This is a genomic window from Streptomyces flaveolus, assembly GCF_044765825.1.
GTDB lineage: Bacteria > Actinomycetota > Actinomycetes > Streptomycetales > Streptomycetaceae > Streptomyces > Streptomyces flaveolus.
In genome coordinates this window covers 15,260-34,620 of sequence record NZ_JBIWKU010000010.1, presented here as the reverse complement: position 1 = coordinate 34,620, position 19,361 = coordinate 15,260, and the positions used below count along the sequence as shown (strand labels likewise).

11 protein-coding genes are annotated in these 19,361 nt (G+C 69.0%); 9 read left to right on the top strand and 2 right to left on the bottom strand.

Annotated features, from left to right (window positions below; genetic code table 11):
- Window positions 1–12: 12 nt before the first annotated feature.
- Entirely contained in the window at window positions 13–2,808 is a 2,796-nt protein-coding gene (locus ACIRG6_RS27305; protein WP_403324884.1) for an aconitate hydratase, read from the top strand.
- A gap of 108 nt (window positions 2,809–2,916) precedes the next feature.
- On the opposite strand, the gene ACIRG6_RS27300 is transcribed toward ACIRG6_RS27305, so the two are convergent.
- A complete protein-coding gene (locus ACIRG6_RS27300; protein WP_364682803.1) occupies window positions 2,917–6,720 on the bottom strand; it encodes a GH92 family glycosyl hydrolase in 3,804 nt (1,267 codons plus the stop codon).
- Window positions 6,721–7,145: 425 nt separating this feature from the next.
- On the opposite strand from ACIRG6_RS27300, the gene ngcE reads away from it, so the two are divergent.
- From ngcE to ACIRG6_RS27265, 7 genes are all read left to right on the top strand, one after another.
- Window positions 7,146–8,594: an N-acetylglucosamine/diacetylchitobiose ABC transporter substrate-binding protein gene (gene ngcE, locus ACIRG6_RS27295; RefSeq protein ID WP_364682801.1), complete on the top strand. Its 1,449-nt coding sequence runs from the start codon at window positions 7,146–7,148 to the stop codon at window positions 8,592–8,594.
- Window positions 8,595–8,679: 85 nt separating this feature from the next.
- Window positions 8,680–9,606 (top strand): carbohydrate ABC transporter permease, encoded by a 927-nt coding sequence (locus ACIRG6_RS27290; RefSeq protein WP_239763955.1) that lies wholly within the window; start codon window positions 8,680–8,682, stop codon window positions 9,604–9,606.
- A gap of 2 nt (window positions 9,607–9,608) precedes the next feature.
- Complete coding sequence (locus ACIRG6_RS27285) at window positions 9,609–10,532, top strand: carbohydrate ABC transporter permease (RefSeq protein WP_318214857.1); 924 nt, start codon at window positions 9,609–9,611, stop codon at window positions 10,530–10,532.
- 183 nt (window positions 10,533–10,715) lie between these two features.
- On the top strand, window positions 10,716–11,927 hold the full coding sequence (locus ACIRG6_RS27280; protein ID WP_189231966.1) for an ROK family transcriptional regulator: 1,212 nt from the start codon (window positions 10,716–10,718) through the stop codon (window positions 11,925–11,927).
- Between the two features lie 133 nt (window positions 11,928–12,060).
- Window positions 12,061–13,164, top strand: a complete 1,104-nt coding sequence (locus ACIRG6_RS27275) for an ABC transporter substrate-binding protein (protein WP_318216366.1) — start codon at window positions 12,061–12,063, stop codon at window positions 13,162–13,164.
- Between the two features lie 165 nt (window positions 13,165–13,329).
- The gene (locus tag ACIRG6_RS27270) at window positions 13,330–14,121 is read left to right on the top strand and encodes an ATP-binding cassette domain-containing protein (protein WP_239763962.1); all 792 of its coding nucleotides are present in this window, start codon (window positions 13,330–13,332) and stop codon (window positions 14,119–14,121) included.
- The gene (locus ACIRG6_RS27265; protein ID WP_364682796.1) at window positions 14,118–15,410 is read left to right on the top strand and encodes a sugar ABC transporter permease; all 1,293 of its coding nucleotides are present in this window, start codon (window positions 14,118–14,120) and stop codon (window positions 15,408–15,410) included. Before ACIRG6_RS27270 ends, ACIRG6_RS27265 begins: the two co-directional genes overlap by 4 nt.
- An 85-nt stretch (window positions 15,411–15,495) precedes the next feature.
- Here the strand turns inward: ACIRG6_RS27265 and ACIRG6_RS27260 are convergent, their stop codons facing one another.
- Complete coding sequence (locus ACIRG6_RS27260; protein WP_403324883.1) at window positions 15,496–17,019, bottom strand: glycosyl hydrolase family 18 protein; 1,524 nt, start codon at window positions 17,017–17,019, stop codon at window positions 15,496–15,498.
- A 402-nt stretch (window positions 17,020–17,421) separates the two neighbouring features.
- On the opposite strand from ACIRG6_RS27260, the gene dxs reads away from it, so the two are divergent.
- Complete coding sequence (gene dxs, locus ACIRG6_RS27255) at window positions 17,422–19,350, top strand: 1-deoxy-D-xylulose-5-phosphate synthase (RefSeq protein WP_318214860.1); 1,929 nt, start codon at window positions 17,422–17,424, stop codon at window positions 19,348–19,350.
- Window positions 19,351–19,361: the final 11 nt, after the last annotated feature.

Here is a 19,361-nt window from a genome sequence, read left to right as displayed (position 1 = left end):
AAGGAGACTGTCGTGTCGGCGAACAGCTTCGACGCCCGCAGCACGCTGCAGGTGGGCGACGAGTCGTACGAGATCTTCCGGCTGGACAAGGTCGAGGGCTCCGCGCGCCTTCCCTACAGCCTGAAGGTGCTGCTGGAGAACCTGCTCCGCACCGAGGACGGCGCGAACATCACCGCCGACCACATCCGCGCCCTCGGCGGCTGGGACTCGCAGGCCCAGCCGTCGCAGGAGATCCAGTTCACGCCCGCCCGCGTGATCATGCAGGACTTCACCGGCGTGCCCTGCGTCGTCGACCTCGCCACCATGCGCGAGGCCGTCAAGGAGCTGGGCGGCGACCCGAACAAGATCAACCCGCTCTCCCCGGCCGAGATGGTCATCGACCACTCCGTCATCGCGGACAAGTTCGGCACCAACGACGCCTTCCAGCAGAACGTCGACCTGGAGTACGGCCGCAACAAGGAGCGCTACCAGTTCCTGCGCTGGGGCCAGACCGCCTTCGACGACTTCAAGGTCGTCCCGCCCGGCACCGGCATCGTCCACCAGGTGAACATCGAGCACCTGGCCCGCGTCGTCATGACCCGTGACGGCAAGGCGTACCCCGACACCCTGGTCGGCACCGACTCGCACACCACCATGGTCAACGGCCTCGGCGTCCTCGGCTGGGGCGTCGGCGGCATCGAGGCCGAGGCCGCGATGCTCGGCCAGCCGGTCTCCATGCTGATCCCGCGCGTCGTCGGCTTCAAGCTCACCGGTGAGCTCCCGGCCGGCACCACCGCCACCGACCTGGTGCTCACGATCACCGAGATGCTGCGCAAGCACGGCGTCGTCGGCAAGTTCGTCGAGTTCTACGGCGAGGGCGTCGCCGCCACGTCGCTGGCCAACCGCGCCACCATCGGCAACATGTCGCCGGAGTTCGGCTCCACCGCCGCGATCTTCCCGATCGACGGCGAGACGCTGAACTACCTGCGCCTGACCGGCCGCTCCGACCAGCAGGTCGCCCTCGTCGAGGCCTACGCCAAGGAGCAGGGCCTGTGGCTGGACCCGACGGCCGAGCCGGACTTCTCCGAGAAGCTCGAGCTGGACCTGTCCACGGTCGTCCCGTCGATCGCCGGCCCGAAGCGCCCGCAGGACCGCATCGTCCTGGCCGAGGCCGCCCAGCAGTTCGCCAAGGACGTCCTGAACTACGTCGAGGCCCCCGTCGCCCAGACGCCGGCCGCCGCCACCTCGGTGGTCGACGAGGCGAGCGCCGAGTCCTTCCCGGCCTCCGACGCCCCGGCCTACGGCCACGAGGAGAACGGCGCCGGCGCCCCGCAGCACGGCCAGGGCACCGGTTCCGTCCCGTCGAACCCGGTCCAGGTGACCGCCCCCGACGGCACCACCTACGAGCTGGACCACGGTGCGGTGACGGTCGCGGCCATCACCTCCTGCACCAACACCTCCAACCCGTACGTCATGGTCGCCGCCGCCCTCGTGGCCAAGAAGGCGGTCGAGAAGGGCCTGACCCGCAAGCCGTGGGTCAAGACCACCCTCGCCCCGGGCTCCAAGGTCGTCACCGACTACTTCGAGAAGGCGGGCCTGACCCCGTACCTCGACAAGGTCGGCTTCAACCTCGTCGGCTACGGCTGCACCACCTGCATCGGCAACTCCGGCCCGCTGCCGGACGAGGTCTCCAAGGCGGTCAACGACCACGACCTCGCCGTCACCTCGGTCCTCTCCGGCAACCGGAACTTCGAGGGCCGCATCAACCCCGACGTCAAGATGAACTACCTGGCGTCCCCGCCGCTGGTCGTCGCCTACGCCCTCGCCGGCTCGATGAAGGTCGACATCACCAAGGACGCCCTGGGTACCGACCAGGACGGCAACCCGGTCTACCTGAAGGACATCTGGCCCTCCGAGGCCGAGGTCAACGACGTCGTCGCCAACGCCATCGGCGAGGACATGTTCTCCAAGTCCTACAGCGACGTCTTCGCGGGCGACGCCCAGTGGCAGGCGCTGTCCATCCCGACCGGCGACACCTTCGAGTGGGACACCGAGTCCACCTACGTCCGCAAGCCCCCGTACTTCGAGGGCATGGGCATGGAGCCGGCCCCGGTCGAGGACATCGCCGGCGCCCGGGTGCTCGCCAAGCTGGGCGACTCGGTCACCACCGACCACATCTCCCCGGCCGGTGCCATCAAGGCCGACACCCCGGCGGGCAAGTACCTCACGGAGCACGGCGTCCAGCGCCGCGACTTCAACAGCTACGGCTCGCGCCGCGGCAACCACGAGATCATGATCCGCGGTACGTTCGCCAACATCCGCCTGCGCAACCAGATCGCGCCGGGCACCGAGGGCGGCTACACCCGCGACTTCACCCAGGACGGCGGTCCGGTGTCGTTCATCTACGACGCCTCCCGCAACTACATCGAGCAGGGCATCCCGCTCGTCGTCCTGGCCGGCAAGGAGTACGGCTCCGGCTCGTCCCGCGACTGGGCCGCCAAGGGCACCGCGCTCCTCGGCGTCAAGGCCGTCATCGCCGAGTCCTACGAGCGCATCCACCGCTCGAACCTCATCGGCATGGGCGTCCTGCCGCTCCAGTTCCCGGAGGGCCAGACCGCGGCCTCCCTCGGCCTGACCGGCGAGGAGACCTTCTCCGTCTCCGGCGTCACCGAGCTGAACGACGGCACCACCCCGCGCACGGTGAAGGTCACCACCGACACCGGTGTCGAGTTCGACGCGGTCGTCCGCATCGACACCCCCGGTGAGGCCGACTACTACCGCAACGGCGGCATCCTGCAGTACGTGCTGCGCAGCCTGATCCGCAAGTAAGCGGTACGGCACAGCGGTCGAGGGCCGCATCCCCGTCACGGGGGTGCGGCCCTCGACCGTTCCGCGGGGCGCCCGGAACCGTGGTGGCTCCGCGCGCCCCGCGCCCGCTCACGCCAGCAGTTCCACCTCCGCCAGCGTGTGCTCGCCGTCCAGGACCAGCCGGTACTTCGCGTACGTGCCCGGCGACTTCACCGAGAACGCCCGGGTCTGCCGGTCCCAGGCGAAGGACTCGCCGGAGCGCTGGTCCAGGGTCCGCCAGGTCGTGCCGTCGGACGAGCCCTGGAGCGTCCAGCCGGCCGGGGCCTTCGTCCGGTCCGCCGACGACGTCAGGGTGTACTGGACCGCCTTGACACCCTTGTCCGGCACCGGCAGGTCCACCGACGTCACCGCCGCGTCCGTCGCCGACGTGTCGTCGAAGAGCGCCCCGTCACCGGACAGGGCGTCCGCGCGCGGCGCCGGCACCCGGTCGTCCTTGGTGATCGACACCGGCGCCGCGTCCTTGCCGGTGCCCCACGCGGACGGCTTCGCGCCCATGTCGAACTCCAGGACGCCGCCCTTCGCGAGCAGCGAGTGGGGAAGCGAAGTGGAGCTCCAGCGCTTGCCGTTGACCTTCAGACCCTGCACGTAGACGTTCTTCGCGCTGTTCTTCGGCGCCTTCACGACCAGCTCCCGCCCGTTCTCCAGGTGGACGGTCGCCTTGGTGAACAGCGGGGAGCCGATGGCGTACTCGCCGCTGCCCATCACCAGCGGGTAGAAGCCCAGGGAGGAGAAGAGGAACCACGCCGACTGCTCGCCGTTGTCCTCGTCGCCGTGGTAGCCCTGCCCGATCTCGCTGCCGGTGTACAGACGGGAGAGCACCTCGCGGACGTTCTTCTGCGTCTTGTACGGCTGCCCGGCCGCGTCGTACATGTACAGCGCGTGGTGGGCGACCTGGTTGGAGTGCCCGTAGTTGCCCATGCGGACGTCGCGCGCCTCGGTCATCTCGTGGATGACACCGCCGTAGGAGCCGACGAACTCCGGGGAGGCGGTCTCCGGGGTGGCGAGGTACTCGTCGAGCTTGTCGCCGAGGCCCTTGCGCCCGCCGTACAGGTTGGCCAGGCCCCGGCTGTCCTGCGGGGCGGTGAAGGCGTAGCCCCAGCCGTTGGTCTCCGTGTAGTCGTAGCCCCACACACGCGGGTCGTACTTCGCGGAGTCCACGCGCCACGTGCCCGCCGCGTCCTTGCCCTGGAAGAAGCCGGCCTTCGCGTCGAACATGTTGACGTAGTCCTGGGCGCGGTTGAGGAAGTACGCCGACTCCTCCTGGTACCGCTTCTCGCCGGTCTCCTTGTAGAGCTTCTCGCCCATCTTCGCGATGCCGTAGTCGTTGAGGTAGCCCTCCAGCGCCCACGACAGGCCCTCGTGCGTCTCGGTGCTGGTGTAGCCGAGGAACGGCGAGGTGGCCATGCCCTTACGGCCCACGCCCGAGGACGGGGGCACCGCGGTGGCGTTCTTGACGGCCGCCTCGTACGCCGCCTTCGCGTCGAAGTCGACGCCCTTGACGTAGGCGTCCGCGAACGCCACGTCCGAGGAGGTGCCGGTCATCAGGTCCGCGTAGCCGGGGGAGGACCAGCGTGAGGTCCAGCCGCCGTCCTTGTAGTGCTGCACGAAGCCGTCGACCAGCTCACCGGCCGTGGACGGCGTCAGGAACGAGTACGCGGGCCAGGTGGTCCGGTAGGTGTCCCAGAAGCCGTTGTTGACGTACACCTTGCCGTCCACGACCTTCGAGCCGGTCCGCGTCGGGGTGTCCGCCGCCGGCATCTTCTGGAACGGCGAGGCGTACTTGTACGTGCCGCCGACCTTCTCGTGGCCGGCGTTCGGGTACAGGTACAGCCGGTAGAGGCTGGAGTACAGGGTGGTCAGCTGGTCCCGCGTGGCGCCCTCCACCTCGACCTTGCCGAGGATCTTGTCCCACTGCTTCTGGGCGTTCTTCTCGACCTTCTCGAAGGAGGTGCGCTGCGGGATCTCCTGGCGCAGGTTGTCCTTCGCCTGGTCGACGCCGATGAGCGAGGTCGCCAGGCGCAGCGTCACCGTGCGGTCCTTGCCGGCGTCGAAGCGCAGGTGGCCCTTGACGCCGGCCGAGTCGCCGCCGGTGACCTTCTTGTCGAACTCGCCGTACACGAACAGCCGGGTGGCGCCCGTGGACAGCCCGGACTTCACGTCCGAGTAGCCGGTGAAGGTGCCCGTCTCCTTGTCCAGGGTCAGGCCGGCCTGGTCGGTGACGTTGTCGAAGATCACGCTCGCGTTGTCACCGGGGTAGGTGAAGCGCATGATCGCCGCGTGGTCGGTCGGCGCCATCTCGGCCTTGAGCCCGTTCTCGAACCGCACCCCGTAGTAGTACGGCCGGGCGGTCTCGTTCTCGTGCCGGAAGGCCAGTTCGCGCGCCTCCCGGCCGGTGTCGGGGGTGCCGGATGCGGCGGAGGGCATCACCTGGAAGGTCTGCCGGTCGCCCATCCACGGGCTCGGCTCGTGACTCGCGCTGAACGCCTGGAGCGTCGGCAGGTTGTCCGCGTTGTTGCCGCGGGCGTAGTCGTACAGCCAGCTCAGCGAGCCCGCGTTGGTCACCGGCGTCCAGAAGTTGAAGCCATGCGGTACGGCGGTCGCCGGAATGTTGTTGCCGCGCGAGAAGCCGCCGCTGGAGTTGGTGCCGCGGGTGGTCAGCGCGTAGTCGGACAGATGGGCCTCGCGCCGCTGGGGCCCGGCGGACCTGATGGCCACGTCGTCCAGCCAGCCGCGGAACTTCGCCGGACCCTTGGGGGAGTCGTACGCCACCAGGATGCGGTCGACGGTCTTGCCGGCCGCGACGGTGCCGATGCCCGACGCGACGGCGTTCCACTGGTTGACGTAGAGGACCTTCGCGGCGCCCTGCCCGGCCGGCGTCAGCGCGAACCCGTGCTGGTCGGTGGCGCCCAGGTCGCTCAGGTACGTGCCGTCGGTGAAGGCCAGGTCGACGGAGACGTTCGTGGCGTCGTAGTCGAGGTCGCCGTCCGCCATCGACGGGAAGATCTTGTACGACAGCTCGGTGCGGCGGTCGACCTTCACGTCGACGTCGAAGACCTTGTTGTACGAGTACGCCCGGCCGTCCGCGGTGTGCCGGCCGGCGTATCTGAGGGCGCGCTTGCCGGTGAAGCCGGCGCCCGCCTTGGCGGTCGGCGAGCCGCTCGGGCCGCGGTCGACGAGCGAGAGCATGTCCTCGGGGGCGGGCGTGTCGCTGTCACCGGTGGACAGATGCACGTCGGCGAGCTGGAGGATGTCCCCGCCGTTGTTCTTCGTGACCTCCAGCCGGAAGTGCCGGTACTCGGCCGCCTGGGCGAGATCGTAGGTCTTCGTCCGGAACCGCTCGCCGAAGGACTGCCCGGAGCGGCTGTCGAGGGTCTGCCAGGTCCTGCCGTCCGCCGAGCCCTGGAGCGTCCAGTCCGCCGGGTCGCGCTCGTCGTGGTCGTTGGCCGAGGTGAGGGCGTACTTGGTGATCCTCACCGGCTCGTCCAGGTCGAACTCGGCCCAGCCGGTCTTCGCGAAGGTCAGCCACTTGGTGCTCGGCTCACCGTCGACGAGGTTCTCCTTCACCTCGCCGCCGCCGGTGTTCTCGTCGCTCGCCCGTACGTCGGTGACGTGGTCGGTGACATCGCCCGGTATGCCCGTGCTGTACCCGCCGTCGACGCCCGCGGCGCGCTTGCTGCCGTCCGGAGTGGTCTCCACCGTGTTGAGCCAGTCCGGAACCGGGTCGTCCGCCTCGAACGAGGACGCGAACTCCCGGTCGGCGGCGGCGGGCGCCGAGGGCAGCGCCACCGCGGCCCCCTGCGAACCCACCGCCACCGCGAAGGCGGTCGTCAGCACGACCGCCGGACCCCATCTGTGCCGAACTCTGTACCGCATGCCCCAGCACCCTCCCTGCGCTCCCCGGAAGCGCTTTCCGGGGAGATGGACAACGTTGTCAAATTCGCAGCGCAAGGAACAGTAGCGCGTGAAGATGCCTGTGGTGTCAAGGGTGTTGGCTGTGGCGTCCAGGTCCGATGCCCGTGGGATTTCCTTCAGGGGGCACGCGGACCGCTCATATTTCCGCCAGGTCTCAACTCGGAAAAGGTGTACCGGGAACCCTGCATTCGATCTTGCTACGCCCACCGGAAGTGGACTATACCTGTCGGCCACCGGGGGATCCGTGGGGGGAACCGCGAAAGCACACCACCAAGGCGCCCGTACAGCAGTATCCGCACTTCCTGCACGACCCAGCGTGACCCGATCGCGGTGCCGGGGAGGATCCGGTTCACCGCCTGAGTCCTGGAGAAGGCGAGGACTTGAGCATGGGATCCACTTCCGCCGAGAACAACCGAACGGGCGTCGGCCGCCGCGATCTGATCAAGCGGTCCGCCGCGCTCGGCCTGATCTCCGTACCGACCATGGGCTTCCTGTCCGCCTGCGCGAGCGGCGGCGGGGACGACCAGAAGAAGGCCGAGTCGGGCAAGAAGACCGCCAAGAACCCCTTGGCCGTCAACGAGACCGCCCAGATGGAATTCGTCCTCTTCGACGGCGGCTTCGGCAAGGAGTACGCCGAGGACGCCGTCAAGGTCTACGAGAAGAACTTCCCCAAGGCGAAGGTGAAGTTCGCCGCCACACAGAAGATCCAGTCCACGCTGCAGCCGCGTTTCAACGGCGGCAACCCGCCCGACCTCGTCGACAACTCCGGCGCCGAGCAGATGGACATGGGCGTGCTGGTGGGCAAGAACCAGCTCGCCGACCTCACCCCGCTGCTGGACGCCCCGTCCTACGACGACCCGAGCAAGAAGGTCCGCGACACGCTGCGTCCCGGCATCGTGGAGATGGGCCAGTTCGACGGCGAGAAGGTCTGGATCCTGTACTACGCCTACACGGTGTACGGCAACTGGTACTCCCAGAAGGCCCTGGACTCGCTCGACGCCGAATACCCCAAGACCTGGGACGAGATGCTCGCCGTCTGCGAGAAGGCGAAGAAGAAGGGCATGGCCGGCTGGACCTACGCCGGCAAGTACCCCTACTACCTTCCCTTCTCGATGTACCCGATGATCGCTAAGGTCGGCGGCGTCGGGGTGCTCGACGCCATCGACAACCTCGAGCCGAACGCCTGGAAGCACCCGGCGGTCAAGGCCGTCTTCGAGGCCTACTACGAGCTCTACAAGAAGGGCTACGTCCTCAAGGGCACCCCGGGCCTGGACCACATCCAGTCGCAGACCGCGTGGGCCAAGGGCGATGCCCTGTTCATCCCGAACGGCTCCTGGGTGGAGAACGAGTCCGCGAAGGTCATCCCCGCCGACTTCCAGCTCTCCGTCTCGGCCCCGCCCGGCATCGACTCCTCCGACAAGATGCCGTTCGGCACCATCTGGGCCTCCGGCGGCGAGCCGTTCATCGTCCCGGCCAAGGCGGCCAACGGCGCCGGCGGCATGGAGCAGCTGCGCATCATGCTCGGCGAGGAGTCCTCGAAGAACTTCACGGCCAAGGTGAAGTCGCTGACCGCGTACAACGGCGGCACCGAGGGCATCGAGCTCACCCCGGGCCTCAAGGCCGGTGTCGCGGCGCTCGAACTGGCGGGCACCAACGTGGTGAACCCGCGTCTGCAGGACTGGTACGTGCAGCTCCAGAAGGAGAAGATCGGCGTCTCCGGACTCGGCGAGATGATGGCCGGCCGCCTCACCCCGGCCGAGGCCATCAAGAAGATCCAGGGCTTCGCCGACGAGGCGGCCAAGGACGATTCGATCAAGCACTACAAGCACCAGTGAGGACGTGTCACCAGGGCCTGGCCGGCGGATCGTCGCCGGCCGGGCCCTGGCGGCGCCACCCGCGCGCAGATCGGGGTCGGTAGCAATGCAGCACGGCAAGTACCGGTTCATCGTGGGGTTCCTGGCGGTTCCCCTGGGACTGTACGCGCTCTTCGTCGTCTGGCCGTTCATCCAGTCCATCTACTACTCGTTCACGGACTGGACGGGGCTGAGTCCCGAGTTCAAGATGGTCGGCTTCGACAACTACTCACGGATGCTCGACGACGACATCTTCTGGAAGTCGTTGCAGCACAGCGTGATGTTCGCCCTGCTGGTGCCGCTGGTGACGCTCGGCCTGGCGCTGTTCTTCTCCTTCATGATCAACGTGGGCGGGCGGCACCGCCGCGGCGGGCCGGTGATCACCGGTGTCCGCGGCTCCGGCTTCTACAAGATCGTCTACTTCTTCCCCCAGGTGCTGTCGATCGCGATCGTCGCCCTGCTGTTCGCGTTCGCGTACAACCCGGACAGCGGCGCGATCAACTCGCTGCTGCGCGGCATCGGTCTCGACTCGATCCAGCCGCTGTGGCTGGGCGACCCGAACCTGGCGCTGTGGTGCGTGATGGCGGTGCTCGTCTGGTCCACGGTCGGCTTCTTCGTGGTCCTGTTCTCCGCGGGCATGGCGTCCATCCCGGCGGAGCTGTACGAGGCCGCGCTGCTGGACGGGGCGAACCGCGCGACGACCTTCTTCAAGGTCACCCTGCCGCTGCTGTGGGACACCGTGCAGTCCGGCTGGGTCTACATGGGCATCCTCGCGCTCGGCGCCGAGTCGTTCGCGGTCGTACAGATCATGACGACCGGCCCCGGCGGCCCCGACTACTCGACCACCGTCATGGTTCTGTACGTGTACCAGAAGGCGTTCCGTGACGGTCAGGCCGCCTACGCCACCACGATCGGCGTCGCCCTGCTCGTCGTCACGCTGGCCTTCGCCGCCGTCGTGATGCGACTGGGCCGGCGCGAGCGGCTGGAGTTCTGATCATGAAGACGACCGAGACCCCCGCCCCCGTACCGGCCGAGTCCGGCCCTGTCGTCCGCAAGACCGAGGCCCCGCCCGGCGGACTCACCAAGGGGAAGAAGGAGGGCACCACCCTCAACGTCTTCTCCCACGGCGTCCTCGTCATCTGGGCGATCATGGTCGGGATGCCGCTGGTGTGGGCGGTGATGACCTCCTTCAAGGACGACGCCTCCATCTTCGGCTCGCCCTGGTCGCTGCCCGACAAGCTGAACTTCGACAACTGGTCGCGGGCCTGGTCCCAGGCGCACATGGGCGACTACTTCCTCAACACCGTCCTGGTGGTCGGCGGCTCGCTGGTCGGCACCCTGGTGCTCGGCTCCATGGCGGCCTACGTGCTCGCCCGGTTCGACTTCCCGGGCAACCGGTTCATCTACTACTTGTTCATCGGCGGCATGAGCTTCCCGATCATGCTCGCGCTGGTCCCGTTGTTCTACGTGGTGGACAACATGGGCCTGCTGAACACCATCCACGGGCTGATCCTGGTCTACATCGCGTACTCGCTGCCCTTCACGGTGTTCTTCCTGACCGGGTTCTTCCGGACCCTGCCGAGCTCGGTGGCGGAGGCGGCGTTCGTGGACGGGGCCTCCCACACCCGGACGTTCTTCCAGATCATGCTGCCGATGGCCAAGCCCGGCCTGATCAGCGTGGGGATCTTCAACTTCCTGGGGCAGTGGAACCAGTACATGCTGCCCACCGTGCTGAACACCGACCCGGACAAGCACGTCCTCACCCAGGGCCTGGTGCAACTGGCGGTCAGCCAGGGCTACAAGGGTGACTGGTCCGGCCTCTTCGCGGGCCTGGTGATGGCGATGCTCCCGGTGCTCGCGGCGTACATCGTCTTCCAGCGCCAGGTGGTCCAGGGCCTCACGGCGGGCGCCCTGAAGTAGCCCGCCCCGACCCTCGCGCATGCCGCTCCCGTACCGCCGGGGGCGGCATACGTGTGCGTGTGCGGGGCACCCGGATGCGGTTCAACCTCTTGACGGGAGGCGACCCGAACGGCTCAGCTTAGAGTTCACTAGTTGGACATAGACGGGGCCTCATCGAAGCGGCCCCGTGCGCAGGAGGTCGTCGTGGAGACTCCCGGGTCGCAGTCGTCGCTGCACCGAGCCAACCTGGAACGGGTCGTACGAGCGGTACGGCTCGCCGGGTCGCTCACGCAGGCGGAGATCGCGAGGACGACGGGTCTGTCCGCGGCGACGGTCTCGAACATCGTCCGGGAACTGAAGGACGGCGGGACCGTCGAGGTCACGCCCACCTCGGCGGGCGGCCGCCGAGCCCGCAGCGTCTCGCTGAGCGGGGACGCGGGCATCGTCATCGGTGTCGACTTCGGGCACACGCATTTGCGCGTCGCGGTCGGGAACCTCGCCCACCAGGTGCTCGCCGAGGAGTCCGAGCCGCTGGACGTCGACGCGTCCTCGGCGCAGGGCTTCGACCGCGCGGAACAGCTGGTCAGCCGGCTGATCGAGGCCACCGGCGTCGACCGGTCCAAGATCGCGGGCGTGGGCCTCGGCGTGCCCGGCCCGATCGACGTGGAATCGGGGACGCTGGGCTCGACCGCCATCCTGCCCGGCTGGGGCGGCACCCGGCCCGCCGAGGAGCTGCGGGGGCGGCTCGGCGTGCCCGTGCACGTGGACAACGACGCCAACCTCGGCGCCCTCGGCGAGCTGGTCTGGGGCAGCGGCCGGGGGGTGCGCGACCTGGCGTACATCAAGGTCGCCAGCGGTGTCGGAGCCGGTCTGGTGATCAACGGCAAGATCTATCGCGGACCCGGCGGCACCGCGGGAGAAATCGGGCACATCACTCTGGACGAAGCCGGCCCCGTCTGCCGCTGCGGAAACCGCGGCTGCCTGGAGACCTTCGCGGCCGCACGCTATGTGCTCCCGCTGCTCCAGCCCAGTCACGGCACGGACCTGACGATGGAAGGCGTCGTGCGGCTGGCGCGGGACGGCGACCCGGGCTGCCGTCGGGTGATCGCCGACGTCGGCCGTCACATCGGCAGTGGCGTCGCCAATCTCTGCAACCTGCTCAACCCGAGCCGCGTGGTCCTCGGCGGCGATCTCGCCGAGGCCGGCGAGCTGGTGCTCGGCCCGATAAGGGAGTCCGTCGGCCGCTACGCCATCCCCAGCGCGGCGCGTCAACTCTCCGTACTTCCGGGGGCACTTGGCGGCCGTGCGGAGGTCCTCGGCGCGCTCGCCCTGGCCCTCAGCGAGATGGGCGATTCGACGCTTTTGGACGGAAGCGCGACCGGCGCCCTGTCCGCGGCCACCCCTGCCTTCACTTAGAGAACGGATGGCACCGTTGCCATCTCGTTAAGGATTTACTTCTTGACGTCGCACGTGTGGCCGAGTTGACTTCCAGCCACCTCGGCCGCAACGACGCGGCCTCGTCAGGGAGGTTTCTGAAGTGAACACGCGTATGCGTCGTGCCGCCGTTGCCGTTGCCGCCACCGCGATGGCCGTCTCGCTCGCCGCCTGCGGCAGCGCCAAGGAGTCCGGCGACAAGGCCGATTCGTCCGACGGCGCCGCCAAGAAGGGCGACGCCATCAAGGTCGGTCTGCTCCTTCCGGAGAACCAGACCGCGCGCTACGAGAAGTTCGACAAGCCCTTGATCGAGAAGAAGGTCAAGGAGCTCACGAACAACAAGGGCGAGGTGGTCTACGCCAACGCCAAGCAGGACGCCAGCCAGCAGTCGCAGCAGGTCGACACGATGGTGACCAACAAGGTCGACGTCCTGATCGTGGACGCGGTGGACTCCAAGGCGATCGCCGGCTCGATCAAGAAGGCCAAGGACGCGGGCATCCCGGTCGTCGCCTACGACCGCCTGGCCGAGGGCCCGATCGACGCCTACACCTCGTTCGACAACGTGACCGTCGGCAAGACGCAGGGCGAGGCCCTGCTGAAGGCGCTGGGCGACAAGGCCAAGGGCGGCCAGATCGTCATGATGAACGGTTCCTCCACCGACCCGAACGCCGCCCAGTTCAAGGAAGGCGCCCACTCCGTCCTCGACGGCAAGGTGAAGGTCGGCCGCGAGTACGACACCAAGGAGTGGAAGCCGGAGAACGCCAACGCCAACATGGAGGGCGCCATCTCCGCCCTCGGCAAGGACAAGATCGTCGGCGTCTACTCCGCCAACGACGGCATGGCGGGCGGCATCATCACCGCCCTGAAGGCCGCCGGTATCAGCAACATCCCGGTCACCGGCCAGGACGCCGAGCTCGCGGGTGTGCAGCGCATCCTCACCGGTGAGCAGTACATGAGCGTCTACAAGTCCTACCCGCAGGAGGCCGCGGTCGCCGGTGAGATGGCCGTCGCCCTCGCCCAGGGCAAGTCGCTCGACTCCATCGCCACGAGCAAGGCCGACAGCGCCACCACCAAGGGCGTTCCGACGGTGCTCGTCCCGGTCGTCTCGCTGACCAAGGACAACATCAACGAGACCGTCATCAAGGAGGGCTTCTACACCCTCGACGAGATCTGCGCCGGCAAGTACAAGGCCGCCTGCGACAAGGCCGGCCTGAAGTAAGCAGTCCCGTCCCCCGCACCCGCCGAGCGGGTGCGGGACCGGCTGCACGCGGCTTCCTCCGGTGCCCCGCACCATCAGCCCCGCAAGCTACGCGGGGCGCCGGACGGAACACCACCACCCCCCAAACTTCTGCACAACCTCCCGCCGGGTCAGGCGGCGAAGGAGATGGTTCACGTGTCCGCTACGCCCGTGCTGGCGTTGCGCGGGGTCTCCAAGCGATTCGGTGCCGTCCAGGCGCTCACCGACGTAGAGCTTGAGGTCCACGCCGGTGAGGTGGTCGCCCTGGTCGGCGACAACGGAGCCGGAAAATCCACGCTGGTCAAGACGATCGCCGGCGTGCACCCCATCGACGAGGGCGCCATCGAGTGGGACGGCAAGGCCGTCACCATCAACAGGCCGCACGACGCCCAGAGCCTGGGCATCGCGACGGTCTACCAGGACCTCGCGCTGTGCGACAACATCGACGTGGTCGGCAACCTCTACCTGGGCCGGGAGCTGCGCAAGCGCGGCGTCCTGGACGAGGTGGAGATGGAGCGCCGCTCCCGCGAGCTGCTGGACACGCTGTCCATCCGCATCCCCAGCGTCCGCATCCCGATCGCCTCCCTCTCCGGCGGTCAGCGCCAGGTCGTGGCGATCGCCCGCTCCATGCTCGGTGAGCCCAAGCTGGTCATCCTCGACGAGCCCACCGCCGCCCTCGGCGTCGAGCAGACCGCGCAGGTCCTCGACCTGGTCGAGCGGCTGCGCGAGCGCGGTCACGCCGTCATCCTCATCAGCCACAACATGGCCGATGTGAAGGCCGTCGCCGACAAGGTCGCCGTCCTGCGCCTCGGGCGCAACAACGGCGTCTTCGAGGTCAAGTCGACCTCGCAGGAAGAGATCATCTCCGCCATCACGGGCGCCACGGACAACGCCGTGACCCGTCGTGCGGCGCGCACCAATGGGGAGATCCAGAAGTGAGTATCGACAAGACCTCCACCCCCGCCGGGGACCACGCGGTCGACAACCCCGAGGCCGCCTCCGCCGCGGTCCCCACGGTCGACCCCCGGCTGCTGGTGCGCGAGCAGGGCTTCGCGGGCTACCTGGGCGAGTTCAAGCGGAAGATGAAGGCCGGTGACCTCGGGTCCCTCCCGGTCGTCGTCGGTCTGCTGATCATCTGGGCCATCTTCACCAGCCTGAACTCCAACTTCCTCACCGCCGGCAACTTCTCCGACATGTCGATCGCCATGGTCGGCACCGGCATGATCGCCGTCGGCATCGTCTTCGTCCTGCTGCTCGGCGAGATCGACCTGTCGGTCGGCTCGGTCAGCGGTGTCGCGGGTGCCACCTTCGCGGTGCTGAGCGTCACGCACGGGATGAACGAGATCCTGGCCCTGGTGCTGGCCGTCCTCACGGGCACCGTGGCCGGCGCGATCCACGGCTTCGTCTTCGCGAAGATCGGTGTCCCGGCCTTCGCCGTGACCCTGGCCGGCCTGCTGTTCTGGCAGGGCTTCATGCTGCAGATCCTCGGCAGCAACGGCACCATCAACCTGGACGCCGACGGTGTGGTCGCCAAGCTGACCAGCTACTACTTCACCGACGTGGCCGCCGCCTACGGCCTGGCGATCGTCGTGACCGCGGGGTACTTCCTCACCGCGTTCTTCGACAACCGCCGCCGCGCGGCCGCCGGGGTGCCGTCCCGGCCGCTGAGCGAGATCGTCGTGCGCACGGTGCTGCTGGCCGTGCTGGCCTTCGCCGTGGCGATCGTCTTCAACCAGTACAAGGGCCTGCCCCTGGCCGTGGTGATCTTCCTGGCGTTCCTGCTGCTCACCGACTTCGTGCTGCGCCGCACCGCCTACGGTCGCAAGATCTACGCGCTCGGCGGCAGCGTCGAGGCGTCCCGCAGGGCCGGCATCAACGTCGACCTGGTCCGCATCTCGGTGTTCGCGATCGCCGGTACCTTCGCCGCGATCGGCGGCCTCTTCGTGGCCTCGAAGATCGCCTCCGCCAACCAGGGCGCGGGTACCGGTGAGTTCCTGATGAACGTCATCGCCGCGGCCGTGATCGGCGGCACGTCCCTCTTCGGCGGCCGCGGCCGCACCTGGGACGCGCTGCTCGGTGTGATGGTCATCATCTCGATCCAGTACGGCCTCGCCCTGGAGGGCATCGCCTCGCCGGTCCAGTACATGATCACCGGTGGTGTGCTGCTGGCGACCGTCGTCATCGACGCGGTCACCCGCAAGACCCAGAAGACGGCCGGCCGCGCCTAGCGTCCGGACGGCGGACGACGGTCCGCCCGCCCCACCCATCTGAGCCATGGGAGGGGCGGGCGGACCGCTGTGTGCGCGGGGGGTGTCAGCAGGCCCCGAGGTCCTGCCAGACGCCCCACTGGCCGGTGGTGCCGGGCTCCTCGCCCGTCGTCCACCACTTGGCCTTCCAGGTGTGTCCCTTGTGCGAGACCTGCTGGCCGCCCGTGTACACCGTGCCCGAGGCCCACGGGGCCGCCGTGCACTGGCTGCCGTTGCCGCCGGTGACGGTGAGGGCGTAGGCGGTGCTGTGGCTGCCGGACGGGCTGGTGCCGGTGACGGTGACGGAGTACGTCCCCGAGACGGCCGCCGACGTCGTGGCGAGGGTCAGCGTCGACGAGCCGCCGGCGGTGACGGAGGCGGGGCTGAGCGACGCGGTGACCCCGGCCGGGAGCCCGCTCACGCCGAGCCTGACCGTCTCCGCCCGTCCGGCCGTGACCGAGGTCTTCACCGTGGTGGTGGCCGAGGCGCCCGCGGTCACCGTGCCGGAGGCCGGTGCGACGGAGACCGAGAAGTCGTTGTCCGGGGTGCTGCTGCCGCTGGTGAAGGGCGCGAAGACGTGCGAGAAGTCCCAGGTGTTCTGCCGGATGCCGGAGCAGTTGTCCGCGGCGGCGCCGCCCGGGCAGCCGCCGTTGTCCCGCTGGAGCGCCCAGAAGGAGAGCGTGTCGATGCCCTTGGTGACGGCCCAGTCGTAGACCGTGCGGGCGTTGTCCAGGGTGAAGGTCTCCGCCGGGCCGAAGTCGTCGACGCCGATCATCTCCGTGACGCCGACCATGCCCCACAGCTGGGCGTCGGTCCTGCCCGGATAGAGCTGGGCCAGCTGGTCGTGCAGGCCCTGGGCCGCGGTCTGGGTGTCCCGGGCCATGTCGTGCTGCTGGTTGTCGTAGTAGTCGAAGGTCATGAGGTTCACGACGTCGACCCGGGTGCCGTTGCGCACGGCGTTCTCGAGGACGGCGCGGCCGCTGTCCGCGAGCCCGCGGGTGGTCGTCGGCAGGGTGTAGGAGATCTCCACCTGGCGTCCGTTGGCGGCGGCCCAGTCCTGCACCAGCTTGATGGCCTTGTTGCGCCGGTCGATGCCGGCCGCGTTGTCCAGCGCGTCGACCTCGATGTCCATGTCGAGGCGGGAGACGTCGTAGGTGGTGATGACCTTCTCGTACGCGGCGGCGATCTGCTGGACGTCGGTGCAGCTGTCGGCGATCTCGGTGCCGGTGGTGTCGGCGGTGTAGCCGCCGAACGAGGGGATGACGTCCCCGCCGTTCGCCTGGACGGTCCGGATGTCGGCGCCGAAGGTCGCCGGGGCGACCGGCATCGAGGTGTCGCCGTTCCAGTACGGGGTGCAGGAGCCCTTGGCGGCGGTCTGGAGGAAGGCCATGGTCAGGTGCTTGGCGCCGGACTGTGCGGCGAGGGCGGCCGGGCTCTCGCCGGTCCAGGCCTCGAAGTACGGCGCGAAGACCCGGTCGGGCAGCGGGGTCGCCGCCTGGGCCGTCCCGGTGCCCGTCAGGGCGAGGCCCACCGCGGCCGCGGTGGTGACGGCCGCGGTGAGGGCCGCGCGGAAGGAACGCATGCGTCTCATGTCAGTCCCGGTGTGAGTGGGGGTGGATCGCCGATTCCCTTGCTGTGCTGGGGTGTTGCGGGTATCGGGATATCGCCCGGACATCGGGGGACGCAATGGTCTGGACCAAAAGGGGACTAGACCAATCCCGTGGACCGCCCGACCCCTCTCCCGCGCCACGTGCCGTCCAGGGGACTGGACCACCCCGGGTAAAGAGGTCGCCAAGCCCGGCCGTCGGGAGCCCTCGCGGGGGCAATGCGACAAACCGGAAAGATCGGAAAGAAGGCTCCCGGGGACGTAGAAGGGGCCGCCGTTGGGTACAGCCGAACGCGTGATGTACGACGCACCGCCCGGACACGTTCCGCCGGGGCGGAACATTAGACTCGTCGAGCCCGGCAACAGCTCTACTTCAAGGAGGCACGGGTGCCGCTGCTGACCCGCATCACGGGACCGCGCGATCTGGACCGGCTCAGCCTGGAAGAGCTGGGCCGGCTGGCAGAGGAGATCCGGACCTTCCTCGTCGACGCCGTCTCCAAGACCGGCGGCCACCTCGGCCCCAACCTCGGCGTGGTGGAACTCACCCTCGCCCTGCACCGCGTCTTCGACTCGCCGAAGGACAAGGTGCTGTGGGACACGGGCCACCAGTCCTACGTGCACAAACTGCTCACGGGCCGCCAGGACTTCTCGAAGCTGAAGATGAAGGGCGGCCTGTCGGGCTACCCCTCGCAGGCCGAGTCCGAGCACGACGTCATCGAGAACAGCCACGCCTCCACCGTCCTCGGCTGGGCCGACGGCATCGCCAAGGCCAACCAGGTCCTCGACCGCGACGACCACGTCGTCGCCGTCATCGGTGACGGCGCGCTCACCGGCGGCATGGCCTGGGAGGCGCTCAACAACATCGCCGCCGCCAAGGACCGCCCCCTCGTCATCGTCGTCAACGACAATGAGCGCTCCTACGCCCCCACCATCGGCGGCCTCGCCAACCACCTGGCCACCCTGCGCACCACCGACGGCTACGAGCGCTTCCTGGCCCGCACCAAGGACCTCCTGGAGCGCACCCCGGTCGTCGGCCGGCCCCTCTACGACACCCTGCACGGCGCGAAGAAGGGCCTGAAGGACTTCATCGCCCCGCAGGGCATGTTCGAGGACCTCGGCCTGAAGTACGTCGGCCCCATCGACGGCCACGACATCGAGGCCCTGGAGTCCGCCCTCACCCGCGCCAAGCGCTTCGGCGGCCCCGTCATCGTGCACTGCCTCACCGAGAAGGGCCGCGGCTACCAGCCCGCCCTCCAGGACGAGGCCGACCGCTTCCACGCCGTCGGCAAGATCCACCCCGACACCGGCCTGCCCATCTCCACCTCCGGCGCCGACTGGACGTCCGTCTTCGGCGACGAGATGGTCAAGATCGGCACGGAGCGCGAGGACGTCGTCGCCATCACCGCCGCCATGCTCCAGCCGGTCGGCCTCGACAAGTTCGCCAAGGCCTTCCCCGACCGCGTCTACGACGTCGGCATCGCCGAGCAGCACGGCGCCGTCTCCGCGGCCGGCCTCGCCCACGGCGGCGTCCACCCGGTCTTCGCGGTGTACGCCACCTTCCTCAACCGCGCCTTCGACCAGGTCCTGATGGACGTGGCCCTGCACAAGTGCGGCGTCACCTTCGTGCTGGACCGCGCCGGCGTCACCGGCACCGACGGCGCCTCCCACAACGGCATGTGGGACATGTCGATCCTTCAGGTCGTCCCCGGCCTGCGGCTCGCCGCCCCGCGCGACGCCGACCAGGTCCGCGCGCAGCTCCGCGAGGCCGTCGAGGTCGACGACGCGCCGACCGTGGTCCGCTTCTCCAAGGGCGCCGTCGGCCCCGCCGTCCCCGCCGTCGGCCGCGTCGGCGGCATGGACGTCCTGCGCGCCCCCGGCACCGACACCCCGGACGTCCTGCTGGTCTCCGTCGGCGCCCTCGCGCCGATGTGCCTGGAGGTCGCCGACCTGCTGACCAAGCAGGGCATCACCACCACCGTGGTCGACCCGCGCTGGGTCAAGCCCGTCGACGAGGCCATGGCCCCGCTCGCCGAGCGCCACCGGGTGGTCGTCACCGTCGAGGACAACTCCCGCGTGGGCGGCGTCGGATCCGCCGTCGCCCAGGCCCTGCGCGACGCGGGCGTGGACGTACCGCTGCGCGACTTCGGCATCCCGCCGCGCTTCCTCGACCACGCCTCCCGCGCCGAGGTCCTGGCCGAGATCGGGCTCACCGCGCCCGACATCGCCCGCCAGGTCACCGGCCTGGTCGCCAAGCTCGACGGACGGTACGAGCGCACCGGCGCCGAGGTGGACTCGGTGGAGGCGGCGCGCGACTGACGTACGGCCGG